Annotated in this window: 11 protein-coding genes; 9 read left to right on the top strand and 2 right to left on the bottom strand. The window is 42.5% G+C overall.

Annotated elements, in window-relative coordinates; all coding sequences use genetic code 11:
• Window positions 1–53: 53 nt before the first annotated feature.
• Window positions 54–431 (bottom strand): hypothetical protein, encoded by a 378-nt coding sequence (locus tag EKM61_RS01420; RefSeq protein ID WP_068377011.1) that lies wholly within the window; start codon window positions 429–431, stop codon window positions 54–56.
• Window positions 432–799: 368 nt separating this feature from the next.
• Here EKM61_RS01420 and EKM61_RS01415 point away from each other — a divergent pair, with 368 nt between their 5' ends.
• The 8 genes from EKM61_RS01415 (at window position 800) to EKM61_RS01380 (ending at window position 15,511) form a co-directional block, all read left to right on the top strand.
• Window positions 800–1,729, top strand: coding sequence for a glycosyltransferase family 2 protein (locus EKM61_RS01415; RefSeq protein ID WP_404802955.1), 930 nt, complete (start codon window positions 800–802; stop codon window positions 1,727–1,729).
• A 134-nt stretch (window positions 1,730–1,863) separates the two neighbouring features.
• Window positions 1,864–2,829 carry a glycosyltransferase family 2 protein gene (locus EKM61_RS01410; RefSeq protein ID WP_404802792.1) on the top strand — a complete coding sequence of 322 codons (966 nt, stop codon included), beginning with the start codon at window positions 1,864–1,866 and terminating at the stop codon, window positions 2,827–2,829.
• Between the two features lie 20 nt (window positions 2,830–2,849).
• The gene (locus EKM61_RS01405) at window positions 2,850–4,346 is read left to right on the top strand and encodes a glycosyltransferase family protein (RefSeq protein ID WP_068223220.1); all 1,497 of its coding nucleotides are present in this window, start codon (window positions 2,850–2,852) and stop codon (window positions 4,344–4,346) included.
• A 56-nt stretch (window positions 4,347–4,402) separates the two neighbouring features.
• Entirely contained in the window at window positions 4,403–5,434 is a 1,032-nt protein-coding gene (locus EKM61_RS01400; protein ID WP_158234210.1) for an acyltransferase, read from the top strand.
• Window positions 5,435–5,954: 520 nt separating this feature from the next.
• Window positions 5,955–7,844, top strand: coding sequence for an NlpC/P60 family protein (locus tag EKM61_RS01395; RefSeq protein ID WP_082918483.1), 1,890 nt, complete (start codon window positions 5,955–5,957; stop codon window positions 7,842–7,844).
• A gap of 491 nt (window positions 7,845–8,335) precedes the next feature.
• Window positions 8,336–10,840, top strand: a complete 2,505-nt coding sequence (locus EKM61_RS01390) for a GDSL-type esterase/lipase family protein (protein ID WP_068223226.1) — start codon at window positions 8,336–8,338, stop codon at window positions 10,838–10,840.
• A gap of 346 nt (window positions 10,841–11,186) precedes the next feature.
• Window positions 11,187–12,887 carry an NlpC/P60 family protein gene (locus EKM61_RS01385; RefSeq protein ID WP_068377008.1) on the top strand — a complete coding sequence of 567 codons (1,701 nt, stop codon included), beginning with the start codon at window positions 11,187–11,189 and terminating at the stop codon, window positions 12,885–12,887.
• A 719-nt stretch (window positions 12,888–13,606) separates the two neighbouring features.
• On the top strand, window positions 13,607–15,511 hold the full coding sequence (locus EKM61_RS01380; RefSeq protein ID WP_068223233.1) for a C39 family peptidase: 1,905 nt from the start codon (window positions 13,607–13,609) through the stop codon (window positions 15,509–15,511).
• Between the two features lie 259 nt (window positions 15,512–15,770).
• On the opposite strand, the gene EKM61_RS01375 is transcribed toward EKM61_RS01380, so the two are convergent.
• Entirely contained in the window at window positions 15,771–16,199 is a 429-nt protein-coding gene (locus tag EKM61_RS01375) for a GtrA family protein (protein WP_068223236.1), read from the bottom strand.
• Between the two features lie 210 nt (window positions 16,200–16,409).
• On the opposite strand from EKM61_RS01375, the gene EKM61_RS01370 reads away from it, so the two are divergent.
• A complete protein-coding gene (locus EKM61_RS01370; RefSeq protein WP_068223239.1) occupies window positions 16,410–18,461 on the top strand; it encodes a GH25 family lysozyme in 2,052 nt (683 codons plus the stop codon).
• Window positions 18,462–18,611: the final 150 nt, after the last annotated feature.

The following is an 18,611-nucleotide window of genomic DNA, read 5'->3' as shown; positions in this document are numbered from 1 at the left end:
ATCTTACTTTGATTAAATAAAGAATAAAAAATCAATCTATGAGAAAGATCTATTTACACAAAAGATTTGACAGTTTCAAGTAAATACATACTTAAACCACTGATTATAAAAATAAAAAATGATGTGATTAGTTCAAACTTGAGCCAGCTATTAGCTATTAATAAAATCAGTCCGGCAATGTACGCAATTACAGGACTATATAGGGCATTAACAATTCTGGCTGATTGCTGGAATCCAAAATTAGATAAGAAATAATTATAATGGCCAGTTTTAATTTGCATGGCAGCATCATAAAATCGATTCATGTGAAATATGGCATCCCCACCTATAATCACAGAATGTTGATAAATTTGTGGTAAAAGCATAAGTAATGAAAAAATTGCAATAATGAAAAATGGTTTTAATTTTGTGATTCTGTAATACTTTGACATAATACATGGCTTCCATTCATAGAATAATTTAAAAAATAGTAGATAATAATACTGAGATTAAAACCGACCTTAGTTATGATAACATGTTTCATCATTTTAAAATTAGATATATTAGATATAATGGTAGATGAATGAAGAGTGTGGCGAAAAATAATTAAATTGATATTGTAATACATATCAATCTGGAACTAAGAATTAAATAGTCCGGCAATAAACTTTTTCCTGAATTTAATGTGTCACACTATCATCATGGTGTTAGGTTTCCACATAACAATATTAATTTTTTAAGCTTTGATAACTTTTTTATGACGGAGTGAATAATCAAATTTGTAGATCCTATTTTTATGAAAAAGGGAGCGCATGATACATTGAAAAAAATTTCTTTGATTGTTCCTTGTTTTAATGAACAAGAAACAATTCCACTATTTTATCCCACTTTAGAAAAAATCAAGCCACAGTTGCGTGGCTATAAACTTGAATATTGGTTTATCAATGATGGTTCTAAAGATGATACATTGATTGAGTTACAAAAACTACAAAACAAAGATCCAAACCAGGTCCACTATATTTCATTTTCACGTAATTTTGGTAAAGAAGCGGCTTTGTATGCTGGTTTAAAGGCCGTTAAGGGTGATTATGTTGCTGTAATGGACGTTGATTTGCAAGACCCACCGGATCAGTTACCAGAAATGTTGGCCGGTATTGAAGATGAAGGCTATGATATTGTTGGTACGCGAAGGAAAAATAGACAGGGTGAACCAAAAATTCGTTCATTTTTTTCCGATTTATTTTATAAAGTGATTAATAAAATATCAAGCACTGAGATATTGAATGGTGTTCGTGATTATCGATTGATGACCAGACAAGTTGTGAACGCTATTTTAGAAATGTCCGAATACAATCGCTTTTCAAAGGGCATATTTAGTTGGGTCGGGTTTGATACTAAGTACCTTGAGTATGAAAACAGGGATCGTTCTGCAGGAAATACTTCCTGGTCTTTTTGGAAATTATTTCGCTATTCAATTGAAGGCATAGTTGATTTTTCGGATGCACCATTGTCGATTGCTTCTTTTATTGGATTATTTTCATTTGTTATTGCAGCAATTGCACTTATCTTTATTGTTATTCGGCAATTAATCGTTGGCGGAAGTGTTGCTGGATGGGCATCACTAGTTTCGATTGTTTTGATGATTGGTGGATTACAACTTTTATGTTTAGGTATCGTGGGAAGATATATTGGAAATATTTATTTGGAAACTAAGAAACGACCTATTTATATCATTAAGGAGAAAAAATAATCTAAATTACAAGGAATAAAATAGTGCAAGTTGAATTGGTGTAAATGAATTTAGTAATCAACTACAAGCCAGATTGATTCACTAAATTGTGTTAAATCAACCAACTTAACCCAATAGAAATGGAATGAAAAATGATGCAGGAAAAGAAATTGACGATCGTGGTACCTTGCTACAACGAGGAAGAAGTTTTACCCGCAACAGTTAAGGCATTAGGTGGCATTCTCAGTCAGTTAATGACTGCCAAGCAAGTTGCCGCCAATAGTCAATTATTATTCGTTGATGATGGCAGTCGGGATAAAACCTGGGCCTTGATTCAGCAATTTGAGCAGGCATACCCTTACGTGGCGGGCCTAAAGTTCAGCCGTAACTTTGGTCACCAGGATGCGCTTTTGGCCGGGATGACCAAGGCCGTAGCGGATAGCGATTTAATCGTCACGATTGACGCCGATTTACAAGATGATGTTAACGCGATTCCGGAAATGGTCGCCGCCGCGCACAAGGGCTTTGATGTTGTCTACGGCGTGCGCAATGATCGCCAAACTGACAGTGTCTTCAAACGTGATACGGCGTTGGCGTTCTACTGGATTATGGGCCATCTAGGCGTTAAATTAGTGCCAGATTCAGCCGATTTTCGGCTGTTAAGCCAGCGGGCAACCACGGCTTTACTGGCCTTTAAAGAACGGAATTTATTCTTGCGCGGCATGGTGCCGTTAGTCGGCTTTCCAGCAACCAAGGTCTTCTATAAACGGAAACCCCGTTTTGCCGGGAAATCCAAGTACCCGCTACGCAAAATGCTTTCGTTTGCTATGGACGGTGTGACGTCGTTTTCCACGGTTCCGATCCGGCTGATTATGAATTTGGGAATTTTAATTGTCATTATTGGTATTGCGTTATTTATTTACACAATGGTCCAAAAACTGCGGGGCAACGTCATCTCTGGTTGGGCGTCGTTGATGATCTCAATTTGGGTGTTAGGTGGCGTGCAACTGGTTTGTTTAAGCGTCATTGGTGAGTACGTTGGTAAGATTTTTACCGAAGTCAAACGCCGTCCCCGCTACACGATTGAAAAGGATGATTACACCAAGTCACTAAAGAAATAATTGAACAAAAGAGGGGTACCATGTTAGGGGTCAAAAATTTTTTCACGCACGTTATTACAACGATTAGTGCGATTTACTTTTTCATTATCTTGGTTGGGGCACTGGTAAATCCTAACCTGATTGGCCAAACGGCGGCCAGCAAGTGGCGTTGGGCCATTGTGTGTGCGCTATTAGTGCTGGCACTAGTCTTTCAAAGAGAAAATTCTAAAACAGTTGGTTACTACTTGCGGCAGCAGTTAATTAACCACCGCCGCTTAGTGAGCGGGGTTCTTTTAGGCTTGGGGGTTATTTTTCAAATCTGCCTTGTGCTCAATTTGGCGGCGCCCACTGGCTTTGATTCAGCGGCCATTCGGCAGTCGGCACAGTTGCGGGTCGTAACACCAGAGTTGCAAAACTATTATTCAACCTACCCGAACAATTTATTTCTCTTTTTTGTTGCCAAAGGGTTGCATACGATCGCTAAATTTTGTCATTTTGGCAGTTTCTTATTAACCTTGGATTTTGTTAATTTAATTTTAGTTGACCTCAGTATTGGTTTGAATTATTTGGTTGTTAAAAAACTAAACTGGGGTGATCAGGCCGCACGAACAACTTTTTGGTTATCCGTGGTGGGAATTGGGCTAACCCCATGGCTAATCGTTTTTTATAGTGATACAGTAGTATTACCGATTGTAAGTGGGATATTGCTTTGTTTGGCCAGCATATTAGCGGCTGGTGACCTAGTTAACCAATATTTCAGTCCGATTTTATTGGGTCTACTACTATTTGTTGGCTATAAGTTAAAGCCGACTACACTGATCATTATGATCGCCTTGCTGATTGTCGGGCTACTTAATTTGTTTGATCCAAAAAAGCGCCAGAAAATGCTGCCGCTGGGCCACAAATTTCTACTGAGCTTGATTGTTTTCAGTGGGACGTTGTTACTGTTTAATGTGGCGGTGAAGCATTTATCGCCGATTGAATTAAACAAGCAACAGGAAATGCCACCAACGCACTTTGTGATGATGGGGCTAACTGGTGAGGGCGGTTATAACTTAACCGATTTTCGGAATAGTCAGGCTCAACCAACCGTGGCCGCCCGCAAAGCCTATAATATTAAAATAATTAAGCAGCGGTTACGCAATTACGGCTTTAATGGCTACCGGCGTTTTTTATGGGCAAAAAATTTAAATAATACCGCCGACGGTACTTTTGGTTGGGGTAAGGAAGGCCACTTCATTGAAGCAACACAGCAACCACACGGCTACTTTAAGGCGCTTTACTACCCGTCTGGTAAAAATAATGGCAATTACCATTTTTGGGCCCAACTAGTCTGGCTAATCGTTTTATTTGGTTTGTTGGGGTCGCTGGCCTTTCACGACAACAAAACGATTTGTTTGCAATTGGCGATTTTAGGGTTATTGATTTACCTACTATTATTTGAAGGTGGCCGTTCGCGTTACTTGATTCAGGCGTTACCGCTATTTTTCGTTCTAGCAGGACGCGGTTGGGCCAATCTTTCCCGGTCGGCCGCTTAAATGGGGTTTGTGCTAGATCGTAAACGACACAAATGGTAAACAAGGAGAGAGTGATATTGGCTAAAAAGCACATCTATTTTATGGATCTACTGAATATTATCGGGATGTTAGCCGTTGTTTTTTTGCACAGCTCAGAGTACGCCTTCACTTATCATCCCGGCAATCGCTGGGGGATTAGTCTTGTTTTGCAGGTTGGCTTTATTTTTGCGGTACCGTTATTTTTGATGCTTTCAGGAGCAAATATTTTAAATTACCGGGAGCGTTATTCAACCACCGTTTTCGCAAAAAAAAGAATCAGCAAGGTGTTGCTGCCGTTTATTTTTTGGAGCCTAGCTTGGTTCGCCTACGATATTCACCAGGGTTGGCAGCAGGCCACTTGGCAAAGCTTGTTTGACGGCTTTACCTACAATAAATTCCAGCCAATTTTCTGGTTTTTTTACACAATTATGGGCTTTTACCTGGCGGCACCGATTTTATCCCAATTAACCCAACGGGCCAATAAACGAATTATTCAGTACTTTCTCGGCCTTTATATCGTGGTAGTTTTAATTGGTAGTTACGGCCTAACCTTAATTCCAAGGCCACAATCGATCATTTTCAGTTCCATTCCAATGGTGGCAACCCAGTCAATTGGTTATTTTCTAGTTGGTTGGTACGTGCAGGAATTTCCGTTAACTAAGCAGTGGCGCCACCAAATTCAATTGTTAGGTGGCCTATCCTTATTAATCATGTTGGGACTGGCGTTTGGCCTGTCACTTCAGCGCCACTATATGGTGCGCAATGTGTACACAATCTTTAGTATTTTTGCCTTCTTCTACAGCCTCAGTATTTGGGTGTCCTTGGAGAATTGGTTGGCTAACTGGCAACCGCGACCTTGGCTACAACCACTTTTGCGAAATCTGGCTTCGGCGAGCCTTGGGGTTTACTGCATTCATGAATTCTTGATTTATAGTGTGGAACAATATTGGAAATTGCCGGCCAGTTCTTATACCCACATGTTTCTGTTGCCAGTCGCCGTTTACCTAGTTAGTGTGGTCATTACACTATTATTAAAGCGAATTCCGCTAATTCGGCGCCTAATTCCGTAATAATTCGAATTTAATAAAAAAGTATTAGTTACCAAAAGAAGCCGCTAATGAAGCGACTCCTTTATTTTTGGGCTGTTTTTTGTTAAATCAGCCTTGAAGGCCGCTTTTGACAATTTAAATGTTTTTTTGTGTGGGACCAAAGAGGTTCCCCGGAAACCAATATTTAGTAAAAACTTACATAATTTAGATTACAGTTTCTTAACAGTCTTGTTAAATCGCCTGAAGTCAAGGAAAAGCATGATATATTTAACACATTGGGAATTTAGCAGTGATAAATAACTAGGCAACATAAGGGGTTATTTGCGGAGTTGTTACTAACCGACAATTAATCAGCCAACCATAAATGGGAAGCAGGCCGCTGGTTATTTAGCAGGTCTGGACTAAAAGGGTTAGCGAAATCAAGTGCCAGTGCCTGTTAGACACATTTTCGCTAGTTTGGTAGAAATACCTTAATCAATGAATTATTTAAGACCCAGCCTAATTCGGCTGAAAAAGAGTAAGAAAATCTGGAGGCATTAACTTGAAAAGTAAGAGTCACGAAAATATGCAAACACACTTCAAAATGTATAAATCTGGAAAAGCTTGGGTGGTTGCTGGTATTACGACCCTTTCACTTGGTTTAGGAATTGCGTTTAGCAGTCAGACAACTGTTCACGCGGCCACAACTGGTACCGTGGAACAAACAGCCGTTCAGACGCCAACAACGTCTAGTGCAGCCGATCAGTCTTTGCAAACAGCAACATCTTCCAGCGCAACCGTTTCAGCTGCGCCAGCAACAACGACGCCGGCTAGTAGTGCAGCTGCAGCAAGTGCCGTCACAAAAGCAACACCAACGGCAACTTCAGCAGCCACTACTTCTGCGGCGGCAGCAACGGTTACAACACCAACTGTTAGCTCAGCAGCACCAGTAATTGCTAGTTCCGCGGCTTCTACAGTAGTGACAACACCTTCAGTCGCTGCCAGCTCAGCAAGTTCAACCGTTGCTGGCTCGGCCGCTGAAAATAAGCAAGTAACTAGTGCGGCTACTAGTACTGCGCCGACTAGTTCTGCTACGGCAGACCAAGCCAGCACAGCGACTGCAACCAGTGCGGTTACTGCCAGCTCAACAGCAACTAACGAAACGAGTGCGGCTAGTTCAGTAGCCGCCGATAGCACCGCAACAGCCAGTTCAGCGACAATCGATCAGGCAAGTAGTGCTGCTAACACAACCGCTGAACCTGCCAAGGTCGTTAATCTTGGTAACGTTGATGATGCAACGGTTGCTGCCGCTAAGGCTGCTGCCGTAAAAGCTGGTCAACCAATTACAATCACGCGAACTGACGCAACCTCTGCACCAGTCGCTAAAGCAACGGCCAAGACAACTGTTAAAAATGGTTGGCAAGGCAATACTTATTATCAAAATGGTAAGACCTTGACTGGCTACGCTAAAGCGGGCAATAACTGGTATTTATTTAATAATGCCGGCGTTCGTCAATCTGGTGTTCAAAAGTGGGCTGGTACATACTACGCATTTGATACTAAATCATACTTGCGGGTTGATAATAACTACGTAAAATCACAGTGGGGTGACTGGTATTTATTTGGTAAGAATGGCCAAATCGAAACCGGCGTTCAAAAGTGGGCTGGTAGTTACTACGATTTTGATGCCAAAACCTACTTGCGGGTTGATAATAATTACGTAAAATCACAGTGGGGTGACTGGTATTTATTTGGTAAGAATGGCCAAATCCAAACTGGTGTCCAAAAATGGGCTGGTAGTTACTATTATTTCGATGCTAAAACTTACTTAAAACGTTCCAATGCCTACTTAAAATCACAGTGGGGCGCTTGGTATATGTTTGGTAATAATGGTGCCGCTGAATCTGGTTTAGTTAACTGGTCCGGCAACTACTACTACTTTGATCCAGCCACTTACCTGAAGCGCACCAACGCACTGGTCACAATTGGTGGCAAACAGTACGTTTTCGGTGCCAATGGTGTAATGAAAACTGGTCAATTTACATTTAATAGCCAAACTTATTACGCTGATTCAACTGGCGCGGTTAGTTCTGTCAGTGCGGTGCAACAAGCCGTTGTTAATGCAACGAAGCAACAATTAGGCAAGCCTTACGTTTTAGGCGCAGCTGGTCCCAATGCTTTTGATTGTTCAGGCTTGGTTCAATATGCGTACAAACAAGCGGGCATTAGCTTGCCACGGACAACTTACCAACAGGAAGACATGGGCGAATTTGTTAGCTTAGATAACTTACAATTAGGTGATTTATTATTCTGGGGTTCGTACGGTAGCTCATACCACGTTGCAGTTTACGTCGGTAACGGTAACGTTATTATGGCACCACAACCATCCGAAACAGTTAAGATGCAACCAATGTCTTACTGGATGCCACAATTTGCTCGCCGAATTTTGTAATTTCAATGAGTGAGTTAAAAAGCATTCGGATTTCTACTCTGTTTAGGTACGCTTCAAACGATTCAATTGAAAAATAATGAGTGAAGCTTTAAATTATTTGCTGTCAATATTTTGCGACAAAATTATTTTAAAACGACCTAAGAGTTAAGATTTGAATCATTTTTAAAGGTACTCTAGAGCTAAGTAAAGTGTGGAACAAGGGACGATTTCTGCATCAGGCAACAATTGCCAAATGGGTTTCCGCAAACCATTTATTGATTGTGACTAGATGAGAATTCGATCTTTTGTTCCATATTTTAGTTTAAGATTTATTTAATTCTACTTTTTTATTGGAAAAATTATGGCATACTGACGGTGTGGGAAAATTCTTTCAATAGAATTTTTCAAACCTGACTAGCATTAATCGGTTTGAGAAGACGGTTTTGCAAGGCTCTTTTTACTTGCCTGCTAGTTTGTAACAAGTTCGTGTAAAAATTTTGGAGGCAATTGGGTTGAGAAATAAACAAATAAATGATACAAAAACGCATTTTAAAATGTATAAGGCTGGTAAAATGTGGATTACTGCTGGCATTGTTTTAGGTAGCAGTTTACTTGGGATTGGGTTGACTAGTGCACCAGTAGCAGCGGCCCAGACAACAACGTCTGCAGGTCAATCGGCCAGTCCGGCGGCAACTAGTCAGACTAAAGCAGCTAGTTCCACTACTTCTACGGCTAGTAGTGCCGGTTCGGTAGCAGCTGTACCTGAGGCGGCCAGTTCAGCGGCGAGCAGCATTACCAGTGGAAGCGGCAGTCAAGCGCAAACTAGTAACGCTAGCTCAAGTAGTAGTCAGGCACAAACTGGTAGCACTAGCTCGAATAGCAACCAGACACCAAGTAGTAGTGGCGGCCAAAGTACAAGTCAGACGGCCAGCAGTGTTAGTTCGAGTAATAGTCAGGCGCAAACTAGTGCCAACCAGATTAAACCCAGCGCCGCTGACAGTGCAACGGTCAACAATAGTAGCAAGCAGACGGTGATCAGTGCATCAGCACCCAATAATACCTTTGCGCCCGCTGCTACTGCAAATACGCCAGCAGCGTCAACTCCGAAAAAGAATTTAAATGATTTCAGTAACGATAACTTGATGACAATGGGCGACTCAATAACCCAGGGTTACAACGGTCAAACGACGGTCAGCAATCCATACCCTAAGCAATTGGCTACTCTTTTAGGGCTTAAATCGGTTAATGGAACAACTTACGTGGCCGGTGGGGCAACTATGGCCGGCACTACTTATAAAGACTTCCCGCAAGAGATGACTAAGTTATTAAGTGCTGCTAATTTGGCCAACGTTGATCTAATTAGTATTGCTTATGGCATTAATGATTTAAATTATGGGACTGAATCACTGGCCACTATTCAGCAAATTATGGTTACGCAATTAAATAAATTATTAGCGGCCCGACCAGACATTAAAATTTACGGCATCTTACCCGAGGCCGCCTTTAAATTGCCAAGCACCGACGCAGTTGGCGCTAACGGCTTTTCTGAAAATGATTTGATAAACGCCGAAGCGGCCGTTTACCAAAGCTTTGGCATTCCGTATCTAGATTGGCGAACCAAACTGACTGATCATGAGATTGTCAATGAGGGTAATTACGAAACAACTTTAGGGGACGGCGTACATCCAACGCAAACAACTTATAATGCAATTGCTGCTCGCATTGCTAGTTTCATGACGGCCAGTTCACCTAATTCCATGAGCTTACATCAATCAACTTATGTTCCTAAGTTAAATAAGGGCTGGGTTCAAGATAATAGCACCTATGGCACTGGTAATTGGTATTATTACGCTGATAATGGCAATAAAGAACATAACGGCGTCCTTTACACCGATGATGGTATTTATGATTTGGATCCAGTCACTGGTGCCCGCCTAATTAATACTTTAGGCGAGGATTCCAATGGTCTTTACTATTTTGGCGCGGACGGCAAGGCAATTACGGGACTTAAAACCATTAATGGCGCAACTTACTATTTTCAAACAACTGCCGCTAAGAATACGTTCATGAACATTGGTGATAAGTCATACTACTTTAACAGCGATGGCGTCAGCACAACTGGCTACTACACGCTTAACGGCAACGCCTACTACTTAGATTCGAAGACGATGCAAAATGTGCGCAACGCTTATTTGGACACGCCAGTTGGCTGGATGTTATTTGGGAATGCCAATAACGGTGCGGCCGTTAGCGGTGTTCAAAAATGGGCCGGCAGTTATTATTACTTTGATAACGTCACGCATTTGAAACGTACCAACGAGATTTTACAGTCCCAGTGGGGTGATTGGTATGGTTTTGGTAACGATGGACGAATTTTAACCGGCGTCCAAAAGCTTGACGGTACTTACTACGCCTTTGAAAAAGGGACCTACCGCTTGATTAGAAATGACTATGTTCAGTCCCAGTGGGGTGATTGGTACCTCTTTGGTCGCGATGGGGCCATTCAAACTGGCGTCCAGAAATGGGGCGGCACGTATTACTATTTTGACCCAACCACTTATTTGAAACGCACTAACGCCTATCTACAATCACAGTGGGGCGATTGGTACCTCTTTGGTAAGAATGGCCAAATCCAAACTGGCGTCCAAAAATGGGGCGGCACGTACTATTACTTTGACCCAACTACTTACGTGAAGCGCACTAACGCCTACCTGCAGTCACAGTGGGGTGATTGGTATTTGTTCGGCAGCAACGGCAAGATTCAGTCAGGCATGCAAAAATGGGGTGGCACGTACTACTATTTTGATCCAGTCACTCATTTGAAACGAACTAACGCTTACCTGGAATCTGGCGGCAACTGGTACTTATTTAGTAACAGTGGTGCCATTGTTGCTGGCTGGGCCAAATGGCAGGGGCAGACCTACTATTTCGATCCGAAAACGCACATTAAGTTGACGGGAACCCACGTTATCAACGGCAAGACTTACCATTTTAGTAATTCTGGGGCTTTGTTGTAGACTGATTAGTTTGGAAAGCAGGTCCAGTATCGAAAATGGAGCACTCTTCCAAAGCATTTTTTAAGCAACGGAAGCTGTTCTTTTAAGTTAACTAAGGTGCTAATTAAAAAAATTAATCAGGGATAAATAGTCCGAAAAAGTTATGGCAAGAATTAATGTTGCCATAACTTTTTTAGGTTATTTATTAAAAAATGTTTAAAACTTATTATTTAAAGTGTAAAATAAAAAAATAGGGGTTAAGTATGCTTTTTAGATTATTTTTGTGGAAAATAAATAAAAATAACACAGAGCCAAAATATTTTTTTAGGCATATTTTATTATTATTGTCACTTTGGAGGAATTTTTAATGGAAACTAAAAAACGTTTTAAAATGTATAAGGCCGGCAAAAAATGGTTAGTCGCCGGTATTTTTGTTGTTGGTTTAGCAGTTGGTATCGGCGTACCAACCGCTGCCAACGCCGCCGCAACTACTGTAATTAGTCCAAGCACGGCAGTTGATTCGGTTGCTGCATCAAAAGTAGCTAGTTCGGCTAATCAGACACCAAGTAGTGCGACTACGGCTCAAACGTCGGCGGCCAGTAGTGCAGTGGGCCAACCAAGCTCGGCCGCTACAGAAATAAATAGTGCCGCAAGTCAGGCACCAGTCAGTTCCGCCGCAAGCCAAGGCTCTAGTGCGCTTACACCTGCCAGTTCAGCCACTGCTAGTTCGGCGGGCACAACTTCGGCATCAAGTGCAGTAACAGCGTCAAATACCGCATCAAGTGCCGCACCGGCTAATACCGCATCAAGTGCCGCACCGGCTAATACCGCATCAAGTGCCGCGCCGGCTAACAGACAGGCTAGCTCAGCTGGTACCACGGTTACATCGGGCGCTGCAGCAGCGTCTAGTGCTGACCAAACACAGACAAAACCGGCCACGAGTAGTGCTAGTTCTGCTAGTCAAGTCACCAATTCGGCGGCTGCTAGTTCATCAGCCGCATCTTCAGCGGCGATTCCAACTAATGGTTGGCTAGATAATAACGGCACCGCAGTTTACTACCAGAACAAACAAAAGGCCAATGGTTACGTTAACACTGGTAAGAATGCTTACTTCTTTAAGAATGGTGTTCAACAGTGGGGTGTTCAGAAAATGAACAATACCTACTATTACTTTAACCAGAATAACTATTCAATGGTTAAGAATGGCTATGAAAAGTCACAGTGGGGCGATTGGTACCTCTTTGGTAATACCGGTGCAATCTTAACCGACGTCCAAAAATGGGCGGGCACGTACTACTTCTTTGACCACAAAACTTATTTACGCTCAGACAATAACTACATAAAGTCGCGCTGGGGCGATTGGTACTTATTTGGTAAGAACGGTCAAATCCAGACTGACGTTCAAAAATGGGCCAACAGCTATTATTTCTTTGACCATAAAACTTACTTAAAGAAAACTAGCAACTACTTAAAGGCTAGTTGGGGCGATTGGTACATGTTTGGCCAAAACGGACAAATCCGAACTGGTTTTGTTAATTGGGCCAACCGAACTTATTATTTCAATAGCAAGACTTTCTTGAAGGAAACAAATACAACGGTTAAGTCAGGTAATACTAGTTACCACCTGGATGCCAGTGGTGTTTTGCGAACTACTAACAGCAAGATTGAAAAGGCAATTGAAAGTGGGATGGCGTTAGTTGGCCGTTCACCATATGATTGGGGCGGTGGCCGAACAGCAGCTTCGATCGCGGCGAAATCTTTTGACTGTTCATCCTTTATTCATTACGTTTACGCCACTGCTGGAGTAAATCTTGGCGATTATAAAACGGCCGTTACTTGGTCAGAGGCTGCTTTAGGCCAGGCAGTTAGCTGGTCCAATATGCGTCGGGGGGATATTTTCTTCTTTGACGCTGACGGTGTAACCGAAGATCACGTTGCCGTTTACCTGGGCAATAATTTATTCTTGCACGACTCACCAAATTCACCAACTGGTGGGGTCGGCGTTTCGGATATTACTGAAAAATTCTGGGCTTCACTGGCCGATGGTATCGTTCGCAGAGTTGTTTAAAAACTATTTTTCTGAACCTACCAAAAAATAGCAGGCGTGTAGGCCCTGCATAATTAAAAAAGTTTCGTTAAACGCTGGAATGAACTGAATCCGTTGCGTTGGAGAAAATCCAACTTTAGGGGTTTAGTTTAAAGGATAACGTTTAGCGGAACTTTTTTAGTTTAAAAGGACTGGCGTAAAAGTGCTGTCGGTAGGTATACTTTGGCCGATGCAGTTTGTAGCAGATATCAGTTAAGCTTGACGAATTAAAGTAACACTAACCGCTACGCCGCAATGGCCAGATTAGGTTTGTAAACTAGTTTTGCCGGCGCTTTTCCTTTAATTAGCTCTTTTAAATACTGCCTAAAGTGCGATTCTCGACACCGTTTTTAGGTCGATTGTGCAGGTCGAAACAATATTTAAATTAAATATCAAAATAGGCTTCTATTTAGTTTGAAGTTATAGTAAAATTAATTTTAGATAAGTTAAGCGTTTTCTTTAAACTGTTGGCCGATCTGAATGGCAGCAAAGTTACTTGAGCAAATTTAGAAGAAAATATTTTTCAAATGGGTGAATTTTCGGTCTGGAGATGCTAGTACAGTAGGCGTAGTAGCAACAACAAGCGTGGCTATTATCTATTTGTTGACTGGTTAAAATAGGTCGGGGCCATTAATTACGTGTCCGGTAATGAGCTTTTTTAGGAGCAAAAAAGGTCTTTGGATAATTTAGGGGGATTTCACATGGGAATGACAAATAAGGCAGTTCATTTTAAGATGTATAAGGCTGGCAAACGCTGGCTAGTTGCGGGAATCACTATTTTTGCATTGGGACTGGGTACTGGTGTTTCAACGACAGCCAATGCCGCTACAACTGGGTCAACGGACGTAACGACACAAGTTGCAACCAAGGATGCCACAACGGCCAAGCAATCCGCGGCACCAACTACGGCAACCAGTGCAGTTGTAAAGGCCGAATCCGCAGCAACACCAACACCAGCTTCAACTGCGGTGAGCAGTGCGGCTAGTTCGGTAGCAACAACGACCGATCAATCATCTGCTACAGCAACCTCGACCGCAGATCAGCCGTCTACTGCAACTTCAAATGCTAGTTCGGCTACAACTTCCAATTCATCTGTGGCTAGTTCTGCAGGTCAATCCGCGACCGCAACCAACTCATCTGCGGCGTCTAGTGACCAATCAGCGGCCAATTCATCCGCTGCAGCTTCAACTGCTAGTGAGGCTAGTAGTGCTGGCGCTAAAGATAGTTCGGCGGCCAGCTCAGGGAATAGTTCTGCCGCTAGCTCTGCCGCCACCAAAAATGGCTGGGTGAATGAGGCCGGCCAAAGTGTCTATTATGTCAATAACACCAAGGCTAATGGCTATTTACAGGCCACTGATACAAATGGCAAGGTCACTGATTATTACTTTAAGGACGGTCTGCGCCAAGGCGACGTTCAAAAAGTCGGCAATACTTATTATTATTTTAACCACACTAATTTTACAAAAGAAACTAACGCTTATTTGCAATCGCGTTGGGGTTCGTGGTACCTATTTGGTAAGGACGGCAAGATTCAAACTGATGTTCAGAAGTGGGCCGGTACTTACTACTATTTTGATCACAAAACTTACTTAAAGGCGACGAATAACTATCTGCAATCACGTTGGGGTGACTGGTACCTCTTTGGTAAGGACGGCAAAATTCAAACCGACGTTCAGCGTTGGGCAGGATACTATTACTACTTTGATCACACGACTTATTTGAAACGAACGAGTAACTATTTGCAATCACGCTGGGGGTCATGGTACTTGTTTGGTAAAACAGGTACGGCTCTAACTGGCGTTCAAAAATGGGCCAATCGCTATTATTATTTTGACGCGAAGACTTATTTGAAGCGCTCAAACGCCTATTTGCAGTCACAGTGGGGCGATTGGTACCTCTTTGGCAAGGATGGTAGTGCCCAGACTGGCTTCCATAAATGGTCGGGCTACACTTATTATTTCAACCCTGCAACTTATTTAAAGCAAACTGGCTGGGTGACCGTTAAGGGCCAGCAATACTACTTGATGCAAAACGGTATTTTATCCACGGGAACGCGGTTATTAAATGTACCGTACATTAGCCAGTACAAGCCAGTTTTTGCACCTTGGGGCTGTGCGGCTACAGCAATGGCAATGTTGCTAGGTTCTGAAGGCATTAGCGTTAATTTGAAGGATGCACAGGATAACTTACCGATGTCCCCCGCAGTCGCTGGCGGTCAAGTTGGGGATGTTTACACAGGTGCTGGTTTTGGCCGGGTGATTAATGCCGCGGCCTTAACGACTTACGCGCAAAAATGGTCGAGCAAAGTTAAGAACGTTTCAAATTATTCCTTAAAACAACTTGAGGGCTTAGTTCTTGATGGACACGCCGTCTTATTCTACGGCTATTCATCTTACCAAAAGGCCGGTGACACTAACCGTAACCATTGCAAGGTAATTACCGGTTACTCCAAGGGCGCTTTCCGGGTTAATGATCCGTTGTACTATAGTTCAACCGACGCCGCTGGTTCCGGTGGTAAAAACATGGCCTACGATCACGGGGCCGTGAGCTGGGAATCCGAAAAAGATTTCATGGCCGAATATGGCGGTGCTTTAACCATTATGTAAGCTGAGTTATTTAGAAGGGTAGGCCGTGTTTGTGGTTTATTTTTACAAGCCTTTTCTGATCAATTTTTAAACCTACTTTAGATTTCTTCACTTACCTGTTCGGGACTTGAAACCAATTTAGTCAATTAAACGTTAGTGAAATTAGTTTCAAAATAAGTTTTAACAGCGCAAAAGCAAAAAGATCCGGTTGAGAAGCGTTAATTACCCTCTCGGCCAGATCCTTTTTGTGCTTAAGAAATTAATTTTTTAGAAACGCGCATTATTTTGCAGATTTAAAAATATACCACTTGCTAAAGAAATAATTAGCAATCACCACAATGACGTTGTCAACGATTTTTGTGAGTAGGGGGTTCGCGTGGAGTAACGAAATACCGACCCACATGATGGCCATGTCCATTAGCAAAGAGAGGACGCGAAAGAAGAAAAAGGAGCCCATTTCCTGCAGCAGTTGTTTAAGGCCGTGAGTTTTGGAGGCGAAGACCCAGAGCTTATTGGTAACGTAAGCAAATAAAACAGAAAGAAACCAAGCAATAACGTTGGCAATTTGGTAATTTAGGGATGTTTTTGTATTGAGAACACCAAAAACGCCAATGTTAATCAAAGTTGTTAGGCCACCAAAAATGAGGTAGGCCAAAACATTTTTATATTGTTGAAATAGATTTAAAAGTTGCTGGTAGTGTTTTTGCATGACTATTTTCACTCCAATCCTAATAAATTTACAGTTTTCGGCCAAAACTGTCAATCACTCCCCCTAAAAATAAAGAAAACCAACCTAGTTATTTAACAATTGGTTTACAAGTTGGCCAAAATGAAAAAAAAGCGGCCCTGGCGTGGTATAGTAAAACTACTTGGTAAAAGTAACTATGATGTTTGATTAACAATTTTGGAGGAATCAGTCGTGTATAAAGAAGAAAAGAAATTACACTATAAACTTTACAAAGCAGGTAAACACTGGCTGGTCGCAGGGATTACAACTGCCGCAATTGGTTTAAGTTTTGGTGTCACCCACGTAGCCGCTGCAACGACTACGCCACAAGCTACAAATGCTACTGAAGCAACGGCGTCCGCGACTAGCGCAACGGCGACGACTAATCTAACTGCTACTAGTACTGCCGCGGCTGATTCAACGGCATCTAGTGCAGCAGCCGACACTACCACTAGTTCCGCGGCTAGCAGCGCAACAGTAGCTGCAACAACGGTCAGTTCTGCCGCTACTAGTACGGTCGCTGCTTCCAGTGCGACGACTACAACAAGTTCAAACAGTTCGGCGGCGGCCGCATCAACTGCCAGCACAGCAGCACCAACCAATACTGCCACTAGTTCAGTAGCCACATCAACGGCTAGTTCAGCCGCAACAACGACTGCCACAACTAGTTCCGCAGCCAGCGCCACAGTTTCTAGTGCGACTAGTGATGCCGCAACTTCCACGGAAGCAGGTACTTCTTCTAGCGCTACTAGTGATGATGCAACGGCTAGTTCGGCCGCAAACACTGTTTCCAGTAGTGACGCTTCGACGGCCACTAGTGCTGGCTCAGTGGCTAGTTCTGCTGCATCATCAGCTAACAGTTCTGCTGCCAGCGATGGTGCTACAGTAACCGAACTTGGTGATGCAGATGCTGCAACAGTTGCCGCCGCTAAGGCTAGTGCTGAAGCAGCGTATGCCAAAACTGGTACGCCACAAGTTTTGACACGTTCAGCGGCTGAAGCAAAAGCAGCAGTGAAAAATGGCTGGGTAACGGAAAACGGAGCGCAAGTTTATTACAAGAATGGTGTCAAAGCAACTGGCTACGACTATGATGGCTCGCATTGGTACTTATTCAGTAATGGTGTTCGTCAATCTGATGTTCAAAAGTGGGCTAATACCTATTACTATTTTGACCATACTACATACTTACGGGTTGATAATAATTATCTACAATCACGTTGGGGTGATTGGTATCTCTTTGGTAAAAACGGTCAGATCAAAACTGGCGTGCAGAAGTGGGCTGGTACTTACTATGATTTTGACGCCCATACCTACTTAAGGGTTAACAACAACTACGTTAGATCTCAGTGGGGCGATTGGTACCTCTTTGGTAAGAACGGTCAAATCCAAACTAAGGTTCAAAAGTGGGCTGGCTCGTACTATTACTTTAACCCATCAACTTATTTACGGGAAGACAATGCCTATCTAGAATCACAGTGGGGCGATTGGTACCTCTTTGGCAGCAACGGGCGGATTGTTTCCGGTAACTATACTTACGGCGGTTCAAAGTATTATTTCAATCCAACGACTTATTTGTTGACGTCAGTGACACCACAATCAACTTCTGGTGGAGTTGATGCCTTTACCATTGGTGATCCAATGCGGCCAAAAGTTTCTGCGATTGATATTTCATCTTACCAATACAATTTAACGCAGGCTAACTACAACACAATGAAGTCCCTGGGTGTTAAAACAGTGATTGTTAAGGTAACAGAAGGCACGGATTATACCAATCCCTACGCTGCATCACAGATTAAAATGGCGCAGAATGCTGGTTTAAAGGTTGCCGTTTATGATTACGCCAAATTTAGCAGCTCCAATTCTGCTGTCGCTGAAGCAACTTACATGGCAAATAAGCTGAATTCGCTGGGACTTTCTAAGAGTACTTTAGTGATTGCGGACATTGAGGATACGTCAACGGCTAATAGTGGCGTTGGCACTAACCTGAGCGCCTTCTGGAATACATTAAGCAATTATGGTTATAAGTCTCATTCTGTCTACACCTTCGTTTCTTACGCTTACCGCGATGCTGTGGTAAACACTGTGGGTGCTAAGAAGACTTGGATGGCGCAATATCCATATTCACCAATGTCCAATTCAGATTGGAATTCTAACTACGCTGCTTGGCAGTTTAGTGATACTGGTTATTTACCAGGCTACTCATCACAGTTAGACGTTTCGATTGATTATAGTGGTTTGTTCTAAAATAATGGCTATTTTTAGTTAAAAATAATAAAGCAGGATTGCGACGGGATAAAAGTCCTAGCCGCAATCCTGTTTTTGTTGTATTTTTTAGATGTAAAAAGCGTGGCCAGGAAAAGCTAGCCACGCTTTTTGCGGATTTAATATGGTAGC

The sequence above is a fragment of the Loigolactobacillus backii genome, assembly GCF_003946275.1.
Taxonomy (GTDB): domain Bacteria; phylum Bacillota; class Bacilli; order Lactobacillales; family Lactobacillaceae; genus Loigolactobacillus; species Loigolactobacillus backii.
Note: the sequence above shows the minus strand (reverse complement) of the source record. Positions and strands in the feature narration are given on the sequence as shown.